This window comes from Bacillus cereus group sp. BfR-BA-01380, assembly GCF_022663535.1.
In the GTDB taxonomy this organism is placed as follows: domain Bacteria; phylum Bacillota; class Bacilli; order Bacillales; family Bacillaceae_G; genus Bacillus_A; species Bacillus_A cereus_BB.
Window position 1 is genome coordinate 1 of record NZ_JAKUFS010000012.1, and the last position, 10712, is coordinate 10712.

A 10712-nucleotide genomic window follows, 5' to 3' on the forward strand; every position below is an offset into this window, starting at 1 on the left:
ACGAAAGTAACGATCGAGTTCGGGCTAATCGCCATAGCTCACAACTTCCTCAAACAAGTGGAAAAGAACCGCTCGTTTGAGGAAGAAAATCTAAAAAATAACAAAACCCACGGAGAAAATAAATTTTCTCCGTGGGTTTTAGTTATTTAAAGGGGCTTTTGGGACAGCCCCTTTTTTTTGATGAAAAAAATGTTTCCCTTTCATTTTGCATAGGGCGGCACCACGTTATTCGCAAGAAATGTGAAAAGTACATATAAATCAATTTTGTGATATTGTTAAAAAATTCTAAAAAATCCTTCCTTTTTAATTTTTATGTTATATAATATAAACATAAAAATTAAAACTGTTATAAAACAGTTTGCGAAAGGGAGAGGCTAATATGTCGACGCAAACTTCGCGGGTTACGCTCGTTGGAGAAGTATTACCGGCGTATTTGGAGATTTTGACACCAGAAGCACTCACATTCATAAAAGAGTTGCATGAGAATTTTAACGGACGCCGAAAAGAATTACTACAGAAACGAGTAGAAAAACAAAAGAGAATTGATGCAGGAGAGTTGTTACATTTTTTAGAGGAAACTGCAAATGTTCGGGCTGATGATTGGGCGATTGCACCGCTTCCGAATGACTTACAAGATCGGCGCGTAGAAATTACAGGACCGGTTGATCGTAAGATGGTTATTAATGCTCTCAATTCAGGAGCGCATGTCTTTATGGCAGACTTTGAAGATTCCAATGCACCGACATGGCAAAATGCAATGGAAGGACAAATAAATTTACGAGATGCAGTTAAGGGAACGATTTCGTATACCAATGAAAATGGTAAGGAATATCATCTCAATGAAAAAACAGCTGTATTAATGGTACGGCCTCGTGGCTGGCATTTACAAGAAAAGCATGTGTTAGTAGATGGTGAAGAAATATCGGGCAGTTTATTAGATTTTGGATTGTTCTTTTTTCATAATGCAAAAGCGTTAATGAAAAAGGGGAGCGGTCCATACTTTTACTTACCGAAAATGGAAAGTTACTTAGAAGCAAGATTATGGAATGATGTGTTCGTATTTGCACAAAAATACATTGGCATTTCACATGGAACAATTAAAGCAACAGCACTGTTGGAGACAATCCACGCTTCATTTGAGATGGATGAAATTTTATATGAGTTACGGGACCATTCAGCAGGGTTAAATTGCGGACGTTGGGATTATATTTTTAGTTTCTTAAAAACGTTCCGCAATCATGAACAGTTTTTACTTCCGGACCGGGCACAGGTGACAATGAGCGTTCCGTTTATGCGCGCGTATTGTTTGCGCGTCATTCAAACGTGCCATCGCCGGGGTGCACCAGCAATTGGAGGAATGGCAGCGCAAATTCCAATTAAGAACGACCCAAAAGCGAATGAAGCAGCATTTGAGAAAGTGCGCGCTGATAAAGAGCGCGAGGCGTGTGAAGGACATGATGGGACTTGGGTTGCCCACCCGGGACTTGTGCCTGTAGCGATGGAAGTATTTGATCGCATCATGACAACGCCAAACCAAATATATCGAAAACGAGAAGAAATTTGTATCACTGAACAAAATTTATTAGAAGTTCCAGTGGGAACGATTACAGAAGCTGGTTTTCGTACAAATATTAGTGTTGGCATTCAATATATTGCATCTTGGTTAAGCGGCAAAGGAGCAGCACCAATTTATAATTTGATGGAAGATGCGGCAACTGCAGAAATTTCACGTGCACAAGTGTGGCAATGGATTCGTCACGAAGAAGGGAAACTCGAGGATGGACGTAAGATTACGTTTGCATTAGTAGAACAGTTTAAAGCAGAAGAGTTAGCAAAAATAGAACAAGAGATTGGTAGTGATCGCTTTGAAAAAGGCCGATTTGTCGAAGCTACGAAACTATTTACAAATCTTGTTCGAAATGATGAATTTGTATCGTTTTTAACGTTACCGGGGTATGAGATTTTATAAAGTGAAACTTCCATCAGTGGGGAGCTTTATCCCCACTAATGGTTAGATGAACCAATCGGGCTTTTATGGGCAGTTATCCCCACCTATCTTCTTTGCTTCTCTCTCAATCTTGAGGTGGGGTTTTACTGCCCGTTAATGCGGGATAAATGAGGAAAAGGGGATAGAAGAAATGAGAAATGAAAGAGTAGAACAATTACAAGAGAACTGGGAGCTTGATAAACGCTGGAAAGGAGTTACACGTCCATATTCTGCAGAAGATGTCATTCGCCTTCGCGGGTCGATTGATATTGATTATACGCTAGCACGCCGCGGTGCAGAAAAGCTTTGGAATTCTCTTCATAGCGAAGACTACATTCATGCGTTAGGGGCTTTAACTGGGAATCAAGCAATGCAACAAGTAAAGGCGGGTTTAAAGGCAATTTATTTAAGCGGCTGGCAAGTAGCGGCCGATGCAAATTTATCAGGTCATATGTATCCAGACCAAAGTTTGTATCCGGCAAATAGTGTGCCAGCGGTTGTAAAACGTATTAATCAAACGCTGCAGCGTGCGGATCAAGTTCAGCATATGGAAGGAAGTGGTGATATTGATTACTTCGTGCCAATTGTTGCTGATGCAGAGGCAGGGTTTGGCGGACAACTAAATGTATTTGAACTGATGAAAGGAATGATCGAGGCAGGAGCATCTGGTGTTCATTTTGAAGACCAACTTTCTTCTGAAAAGAAATGCGGCCATTTAGGCGGAAAGGTATTATTACCAACACAAACGGCAGTGCGAAATTTAGTATCAGCACGTCTTGCGGCAGATGTAATGGGAGTACCAACGCTCATTATTGCCAGAACAGATGCAGATGCAGCTGATTTAATTACAAGTGATATTGATCCTGTTGATCAACCGTTTATTACAGGAGAAAGAACACCAGAAGGATTCTTCCGGACGAAAGCTGGGCTTGATCAAGCAATTGCGCGTGGCTTAGCATATGCACCGTATGCAGACCTTGTATGGTGCGAAACATCTGAACCGAATTTAGAAGATGCAAAACGCTTTGCAGAAGCGATTCATGAAAAATTCCCTGGAAAACTATTAGCTTACAACTGTTCACCGTCCTTTAACTGGAAGAAAAAATTAGACGATCAAACAATTGCCAACTTCCAAAAAGAAATCGCATCTTACGGATATAAATTCCAATTCGTAACACTAGCTGGCTTCCATGCTTTAAACTACGGCATGTTTGAGCTAGCACGCGGATATAAAGAACACGGTATGGCTGCATACTCAGAGTTGCAGCAAGCGGAATTTGCAGCAGAGCAGTACGGTTACTCAGCAACGCGTCATCAACGCGAAGTTGGTACGGGATATTTTGATGAAGTAGCACAAGTTATTACAGGTGGAACTTCATCAACGACAGCGTTGAAAGGATCTACAGAAGTAGAACAGTTTACGAAATGATAAAAGAGAGGGGTAGCTTTCGGAGGCCACTCAAAAAATCCATGAAAAGAGAAAAGAAGATAACTCCTATTGTATATAGGGGATTATCTTCTTTTTGATTTCTGTATATTGATAAAGCAGGGGATTTTTCAACTAATACTACAGATCCAATCGGTAATTTTACATGTGTACTTTCACTATAGAACCAAACCAATGAAAGACTTTTGTAACATTTATGAAAGGGAAATGAAAGGTATTTAAACTAAAATGAATGTATCGGAATTGATTTGAGTTTAAATTACATGCGACTTTGCATAAAGAAGAATAAAAACGCTGTATGAGGCAAAGAGCACTGTCAAAAGCCATTGCTTTTTTATTTTCACTAAATTATAATGGCACTTATGAATACCATTCCACATTTCGATACTGGACGATAGTAAGAATATGTAGATATCATTCTAGTAATTTTAGTCGCTGCAGGAAAACGAAGAATGCTAAAGAAGAATAAAAACGCTGTATGAGGCAAAGGGCACTGTCAGAAGGCATTGCTTTTTTAATTTTATTATTATCGAAATATAAGGAGATAACGAATAATGAATAAAAATATCGTAGACATATCAAAATACAATGACAATATTAATTGGGACGTAGCTGCCCCAAATCTTGATTTAGCAATCTGTCGTGTGCAATATGGTTCAAATAAAGTAGATGTTCTATATAAACAGCATGTGGAAAATTTAGAAGCACGTGGCATTCCTCACGCTGCTTATGCATATGGTTGCTATGTATCTGTGGAAGATGCAATTGTAGAAGCAAAAGACTTTATGGCTCGCGTTAGTCCGAACGCTAAATTTCTAGTACTAGATGTTGAAGATGACACTTTAGCTAGTTGCGGTCCTACTAATCTAGCAAAAGCGTCACAAGCATTCATCGATACTTGTAAAGCTGCAGGATGGAAAGTAGGTTTCTATGTATCTCATCATATGTACAACTCATATGGATTGCAAAATGTAAAAGCTGACTTCCTTTGGATTCCTCGTTATGGAGCAAAACCTGCATATGCATGTGATTTATGGCAATATGCTGATAATGCAACAGGTGGTTATGTTGAAGGAATTGGGAATTGTGATGTAAACCGTTTAAATGGAGACAAGCCTCTAGAGTGGTTTACTGGTAAGGGAAGTAACAACGGTGCCGGAAATAATGAAGATGTTGTTTTACCTCCAGATTGGCAAACAAACAACTTGGGCGGTATCACTGTAACAGTAGATATTGCGAATGTACGAGAAAATCCATCTGCTGATGCAAAAGTTATGCGTCAAGTACAAAAGGGAAGCGGTCATGTTTACCTTGATTGGCATTACGATGGCTCTTATTTCTGGTACAAAATCGCGAATCATAACTGGCTACGTGCTGATGTTTGTAAAATCAATAAAGACGGAAAAAATAAAGGTGTCGTTTGGGTAAATGGTACTGATATTAACCTTAGAAAAGGTGCAAGTACTGGTGATGGTGTTGTTGAACAGATTCATAATGCTGGAGCATATGACGTACACTATCGCTATGAAAATTGGATTTTCGTAAATGGTGGTGGATTGAAAACTGGCGGTTGGATGTATTTTGATGAGTCTTATGTAAATTGGATTAGATAAATGAAGAAAGCCGCTCATTTTTAGTTGGGCGGCTTGTTCTTTAATTCTATTAAAATGTTATGCTTGTGGTAAAGGAAAATCAGCATGACCATAAGAAGGAGAACCACCGTGATCTCCTACTGATTTATTACTTATAATACCGCCACCGTCACCTATGTTGTAAGCTAAAGCAGGTCTTTGCGGAGAAGGTAGATCACCTTTGTTTAGTGGCATAACATTAAAAGCCATAATTCCTCCAGTTAACACTAATCCTGCAATCGTCATTTCAAGCTTTTTCATCATTTTAACGCTCCTTTTACTAATGATTTTTTTCTTGTTTTAAAGCATTAATTTGTTCCTCAATCTCTTGTTTTAAATTAGTTGCTTTTATATTTTGTTGCTGTAACATAGCGTGATACCAATCATTTAACAACTTTGTAATCTGCTCATTCCCCTTCATTGATACGTTCATAATATCTTCTTTATCCAGATAATTGCCGGTTAAATATTAACATAATTTGGATAATAAAATAGGGAGATTGATTATTTTTCAACAAAGGACAGAATATTCAGTTTTTATTTAGTTGAATAAAAAGCACGAATAGTAATATCCATGCCTTTCTAAAAAATATTGTGTACTCTTAATTAATCACTCGTCCTCAAACTCATATAAGCTATCGAGTAATTCTGTAAAAGAAGAACAAACAAATGTCCTCTTTCATCAATTCTACTTCGTTGATCCCAAAATACAACAGTTGGTGATTGAGAGTCATTTCAATAATCAAAACAGAAGAAATTTCCAACGGGTCTCTAGCGAAAGGATAGACTTTATCCCGCTATTCGTGGGCAGTAATACTCCCGCCTCAAAATTCAGCGGAAGCATTGTCCAGCTTTAGCGGCTAGAATCTCCGGCCGTTTCGCCCCCTCGGACGAGGCAAAGAGCGCCTCTCTGTCGGGTGCTCCAACGTCCTGCGATTCTGAGCGAGCCGCTTCCGCTTTTCTTAAGAAGTTAGGCGGGAGATAAACTGTCCGTAAAAGCCCGATTGGTGAGGGCTGATAATCAGTGGGGGATGAAGAAAACCCCCACTGATTAAAGTTTCACTTTATCTACCAATCTATCTCAATACTATCTTTATGAGTTAAGTCTTTAGGCTAGATGTTTTTTAATGTAGTAATTAAGTCAGCTTTCGAGCTGGCTCTCTCTTTTATTACAAATATTTCAAAATGAAAAATTTAAAATTATATATAAAATAATTTTATTTTTTATAGGAAGAGTAGGTAGTTTAATTCTGTTATTCATACAGACGTATAAAAGAAAATTTTAATTTATTACTAAGAAATTGTAAAAAAATTGAAAATATAAGTTATTTTTTGTATAAAATGCTACAATTATCCATGTAGATAATTTCATAAAATTATCCAAAAATGACAAAGGAGAGAAAAAAATGACTAGTAAAGTCGAAAAGTACACGCCGCAGTACATTGTGAATTCAAAGACGGTCGCATTGCTTCCAATTGTTTTAAATGACAAGCGAATTGTAACACGTGTGATCGAAGAAAATGATGAATTTTTTGTGTACCAAAAGCCACTTGAGATTGTGGAACAAAGTTGTCGTCAATATGGCGCTAGCTTTGGCGGGCGAAAAGATGGTACGAAAGAATACACAGGCTTTACGCATAAAGCACCGATTGCAATTAGTCCTACAGATTATATTTATTTTTTTCCTACATTTTCTTATTCTCGCAAAGAATGTGCCTGGTTGTCGCATTTTCATATTGAAAATGTAACAAAACTTCCGCATGGAAATATTCTAATTGAATTCATAAATAGTCAGACAATTAAGTTGGAAGTATCTAAAAACAGCTTTGAAAATCAGAGAAACCGAACTGCGCAGCTTCGGGCAGAATTTGAAGATAGGAAAAGAAAACAAGCGGCGACAAAATTTTTACTAGTGAATCAAAATGAGGTTTTAGAACTAAAACCAGCATATGAGAAAATGTATCTTTTTAAAAAAGAAGATTGATGATATGGAATAAGAAGAGGGACATATCCTTCTTCTTATTCCTATATAGGAAGCGTAACTATTGTATAAATCCGTTTTAATTTTTCAACATACAAGTCGTTGGCTGCTATGCAGAATACAACATAACCGCTACTTGCTTTCTCCTTTTGTTTTAAACTTTGCATGTGGCTGACCGTTTCTATGCGCGGCTAGATGCTCTCGCCAACCTAAAAAGAAAGGGATTTTTAGGTCGTTTTCCTTTATTAGCAGAACTTTTTATCTGTTTTAAACAGCAATTATGTGAGATAATTTAAATACATATAAATCCATTTTAATTTTTCGACATATAAATCGCTGCCAGACCTGTACGCACTTTTCTCCTTTGGGTAGGAAATTTTATGCGTGGCTAAGTGTCCCGCCCATCTAAAAAGAAAGAATGTTTTTATGTCATTTTTTAATTTGTATTTATATAGGTAAGTCCCCCGAGTATATCTATTATCAAATAGTGCACGTTTCTACTATTTCTCAATCCTCCCAATAAAGGTTGACTGGGGCTTTTTTAGTTATTTTTTCTACATAAATCAAATAAGGTTTTTTGAAGGTGATGAAAAATGAAAACTATTAAACTACTATGCTCTGTAACTGTAGCATCTATTGCGTTATTAACCTCGGTTAATAGTGCGTTTGCTGATAGTACACTTGTTATTCCGGATTTACCTAAGGAACCATATCGCAATGGTGTAGGTAAGTACGAAGGGGTTGTGGCGCATTCAACTGCTACTCCTGAGGTTTCGGCAGCTAACATTCAACGTTATCAGTCTCGTACATGGTCAACAGCTTTTGTTCATTATGTTGTTGATTGGGATGAAACGATTCAGACTGCGAGTACAAAATATCGTTCGTGGGGGGCAGGCCCAACTGCGAATGAGAGATTTGTTCAAGTTGAATTAAGTGAGACGAAAAATCCAGTAAAGTTTAAACGGTCTTACGAACGTTATGTAAAGTTGCTAGCGGAGATTTTACGTAGCCGCAATATTCATCCATCTAAAGGGTTGTGGACTCACAAAGACGTTACGTATAAGTTTGGTGGTACTGATCACGAAGATCCATTAGCTTATTTAGCCAGCCATGGCGTATCGGAAGCGAAATTTCGTGCGGATGTACTAAAAGCATATAATGGAAATGCGATTTCAAACGGGGCAAAAGTGCAGCAATCTAATAAGGAACACGGCGTGATCCATATTAATAAAAATAATGTTAATCTACGTTCCGGCCCGGCAACGAGTAATCGTATTATTCGTAAAGTGCAAAAAGGAGAAGTGTACAAAGTGTGGGGTGAATCAGGAAACTGGTTAAATATAGGTAAGAATCAGTGGATTTACAATGATGCATCGTACATTCGTTACACTAAAAAATAATGATTATTTAGTTCGTAACCAGTAAACCTATTTGTACTCTTTTTTCATTATATACGTTTCAAAAACAAAAGAACCGACGCTCAATACGCATCGGTTCTTTTGTTTTAAACAGATAAGCAGTGATTTATCCCGCTATTCGTGGGCAGTAAGACCCCCACCTCAAGGTTGAGAGAGAATCGAAGAAGATAGGTGGGGGATAACTGCCCGTAAAAGCCCGATTGGTTCAACTAACCATCAGTGGGGGATGGAAAAACCCCCACTGATGGAAGTTTCACTTTATATGTTTAACATGAAAATGAATTTACATAGGTTCTATCCATTTTTTTATTTTTTGTTTTCATAAATTATGTTGTACATTCTTTTTTCAATATGGTATAGTTAATGTATAGTTGAATACTCTTAAATCAAGCAATCCATATATTATCAAGTGCCGTGAAGCTAGCGAGAAAAATTATGTATGTGTTCTGTTTCGCATTTGATAATGTGTGGATTCTTTTTTTATGCTGTGAAAACTAAAAAATATGTTTATTTTTCAGGAGGAAGTTATTATGAAAACAGGTCAAGTAAAATGGTTTAACAACGAAAAAGGTTTCGGTTTCATCGAAGTTCCAGGCGAAAACGATGTATTCGTACATTTCTCTGCTATTACAACTGAAGGTTTCAAATCTTTAGAAGAAGGCGAAAAAGTTAGCTTTGAAGTAGAAGAAGGTAACCGTGGACCTCAAGCTAAAAACGTTGTAAAACTATAATCTGATAGATCATAGTGTGAAAAAGGATGGCATTTGCCATCCTTTTTTGTTATTTTAAAAGGATTTTTCTTTGGAATATGGAAAATAAATATATATTTAGTTGTCAGATGTATCATTTCCCCTTATTGCGGAGTAATGGTAAAGTAATAACAGGAAAATGAAAACTTCAGTTAAGAAATGTTCTTCTCATGGGGTTGTACGAATCAGGCTCTTAAAGTAAGGGGAATATCCTCTTCATTCAGAAAAAAGTTACAATTCGTTAGAGCAAGGTAAAGGGGTACATAGTAGAATGGATTTTCAAACAATTAAAGAATATTTCACAATAGAAAATATGGAACATTTGTTAAAGAGCTATCAGGCATTTGGTCCGTTAATTGGTATTGGACTTCCGATGATTGAAGCGTTTATTCCAGCTTTGCCACTCTTTTTATTTGTGATGGCAAATGCAGTTGCCTTTGGACTATGGCTTGGCTTTTTCTATTCATGGCTCGGTTCATGTATAGGGGCATTGCTTGTGTTTTTTATCATTCGTCGTTTTGGAAGAAGCCGTTTTTTTGCTTTTGTAAATAGACATCCGCGAGTTCGCAGTGCGATGACATGGATTGAACGAAAAGGATTTGCACCGATTTTCCTGTTATTTTGTTTTCCGTTTACACCGTCAGCGCTTATTAATGTGGTAGCAGGTTTGTCGCGTATTAGTAAGCGGCAGTTTGCTTTAGCACTTTCACTTGGTAAGCTTGTGATGATTTTCGTGTTAAGTTACGTTGGTTATGATCTCGCATCTTTTATGCATAAGCCAGTAAAAACAGCCATTGTAGTAGGTGTCATTTTTATTTTATGGTATGTTGGAAAGAAAATTGAAGTAAAGCTTGAACTAAGCAAAGACTAAACTTCGTAAGTGAGCGCACCCCTGTTATAGAAATGAGAAAGGGATGTGGCATAATGAAGCGAAAGTGGAGAAAAGAAAGCGTAGAGTGGATGAGAACGGTTTTTATAGGTGTTTTATTAGCTGTATTTTTCCGCGCTTTTTTCTTTGCAACGTATGTTGTGGAAGGAAAATCGATGATGCCTACACTTCAAGATGGTAACATGCTGATTGTGAACAAAATTGGCTATCAATTAGGTGAATTGAACCGCTTTGATGTTGTTGTCTTTCATGCAAATAAACAGGAAGATTATGTGAAAAGAATTATCGGACTTCCAGGCGACAAAATTGCGTACAAACATGATAAACTATATATTAACGGACAATTTATTGAAGAGCCGTATTTAGATGTATACAAAAAGCAAATTCATGGAAGACAGTTAACAGGAGATTTTACCCTAGAAGAGTTAACAGATGAAAAGGTTGTTCCGCAAGGGTTTATCTTTGTAATTGGAGATAATCGTTTAGGAAGCTGGGATAGTCGTCACTTCGGATTTGTAAAAATAGAACAAGTTGTTGGAAAAGTTGATTTGCGCTATTGGCCAATCAATGAAGTACAAACAAATTTCTCTAAAGGGTAATTCGAAATTT

Annotated in this window: 8 protein-coding genes and 3 pseudogenes; 8 read left to right on the plus strand and 3 right to left on the minus strand. The window is 37.3% G+C overall.

Going from position 1 to position 10712, the window contains the following annotated elements; all coding sequences use genetic code 11:
* Window positions 1-379 precede the first annotated feature (379 nt).
* From aceB to MR076_RS12700, 3 genes are all read left to right on the plus strand, one after another.
* Window positions 380-1969 carry a malate synthase A gene (gene aceB, locus MR076_RS12690; protein ID WP_242221066.1) on the plus strand — a complete coding sequence of 530 codons (1590 nt, stop codon included), beginning with the start codon at window positions 380-382 and terminating at the stop codon, window positions 1967-1969.
* Between the two features lie 169 nt (window positions 1970-2138).
* On the plus strand, window positions 2139-3416 hold the full coding sequence (aceA, locus tag MR076_RS12695) for an isocitrate lyase (protein WP_242221068.1): 1278 nt from the start codon (window positions 2139-2141) through the stop codon (window positions 3414-3416).
* Window positions 3417-3988: 572 nt separating this feature from the next.
* Window positions 3989-5047 (plus strand): GH25 family lysozyme, encoded by a 1059-nt coding sequence (locus MR076_RS12700; RefSeq protein WP_242221070.1) that lies wholly within the window; start codon window positions 3989-3991, stop codon window positions 5045-5047.
* A 57-nt stretch (window positions 5048-5104) separates the two neighbouring features.
* On the opposite strand, the gene MR076_RS12705 is transcribed toward MR076_RS12700, so the two are convergent.
* The 3 genes and pseudogenes from MR076_RS12705 to MR076_RS12715 all read right to left on the minus strand — a co-directional run.
* Window positions 5105-5326, minus strand: coding sequence for a hypothetical protein (locus tag MR076_RS12705; protein ID WP_242221072.1), 222 nt, complete (start codon window positions 5324-5326; stop codon window positions 5105-5107).
* A gap of 25 nt (window positions 5327-5351) precedes the next feature.
* A pseudogene (locus tag MR076_RS12710) lies at window positions 5352-5498 on the minus strand (response regulator aspartate phosphatase); the annotation flags it as partial.
* A gap of 177 nt (window positions 5499-5675) precedes the next feature.
* A pseudogene (locus MR076_RS12715) lies at window positions 5676-5859 on the minus strand (SMI1/KNR4 family protein); the annotation flags it as partial.
* Between the two features lie 612 nt (window positions 5860-6471).
* Between MR076_RS12715 and MR076_RS12720 the strand changes: the two are divergent.
* The 5 genes and pseudogenes from MR076_RS12720 (at window position 6472) to lepB (ending at window position 10702) form a co-directional block, all read left to right on the plus strand.
* Window positions 6472-7050, plus strand: coding sequence for a competence protein ComK (locus MR076_RS12720; RefSeq protein WP_242221073.1), 579 nt, complete (start codon window positions 6472-6474; stop codon window positions 7048-7050).
* A 590-nt stretch (window positions 7051-7640) separates the two neighbouring features.
* Window positions 7641-8444: pseudogene (locus MR076_RS12725) on the plus strand (N-acetylmuramoyl-L-alanine amidase); the annotation flags it as partial.
* A 551-nt stretch (window positions 8445-8995) separates the two neighbouring features.
* Window positions 8996-9196, plus strand: a complete 201-nt coding sequence (locus tag MR076_RS12730; RefSeq protein WP_035437341.1) for a cold-shock protein — start codon at window positions 8996-8998, stop codon at window positions 9194-9196.
* Between the two features lie 289 nt (window positions 9197-9485).
* Entirely contained in the window at window positions 9486-10085 is a 600-nt protein-coding gene (locus MR076_RS12735) for a TVP38/TMEM64 family protein (RefSeq protein WP_242221076.1), read from the plus strand.
* A 53-nt stretch (window positions 10086-10138) separates the two neighbouring features.
* Window positions 10139-10702, plus strand: coding sequence for a signal peptidase I (lepB, locus tag MR076_RS12740; RefSeq protein ID WP_242221078.1), 564 nt, complete (start codon window positions 10139-10141; stop codon window positions 10700-10702).
* Window positions 10703-10712: the final 10 nt, after the last annotated feature.

What these genes read in the sequence shown, in the direction of transcription:
- lepB (WP_242221078.1), top strand. Translation starts at nt 10,139, where the DNA reads ATGAAGCGAAAGTGGAGAAAAGAAAGCGTAGAGTGGATGAGAACGGTT.
- MR076_RS12730 (WP_035437341.1), top strand. Translation starts at nt 8,996, where the DNA reads ATGAAAACAGGTCAAGTAAAATGGTTTAACAACGAAAAAGGTTTCGGT.
- aceA (WP_242221068.1), top strand. Translation starts at nt 2,139, where the DNA reads ATGAGAAATGAAAGAGTAGAACAATTACAAGAGAACTGGGAGCTTGAT.
- MR076_RS12735 (WP_242221076.1), top strand. Translation starts at nt 9,486, where the DNA reads ATGGATTTTCAAACAATTAAAGAATATTTCACAATAGAAAATATGGAA.
- MR076_RS12700 (WP_242221070.1), top strand. Translation starts at nt 3,989, where the DNA reads ATGAATAAAAATATCGTAGACATATCAAAATACAATGACAATATTAAT.
- aceB (WP_242221066.1), top strand. Translation starts at nt 380, where the DNA reads ATGTCGACGCAAACTTCGCGGGTTACGCTCGTTGGAGAAGTATTACCG.
- MR076_RS12705 (WP_242221072.1), bottom strand. Translation starts at nt 5,326, where the DNA reads ATGAAAAAGCTTGAAATGACGATTGCAGGATTAGTGTTAACTGGAGGA.
- MR076_RS12720 (WP_242221073.1), top strand. Translation starts at nt 6,472, where the DNA reads ATGACTAGTAAAGTCGAAAAGTACACGCCGCAGTACATTGTGAATTCA.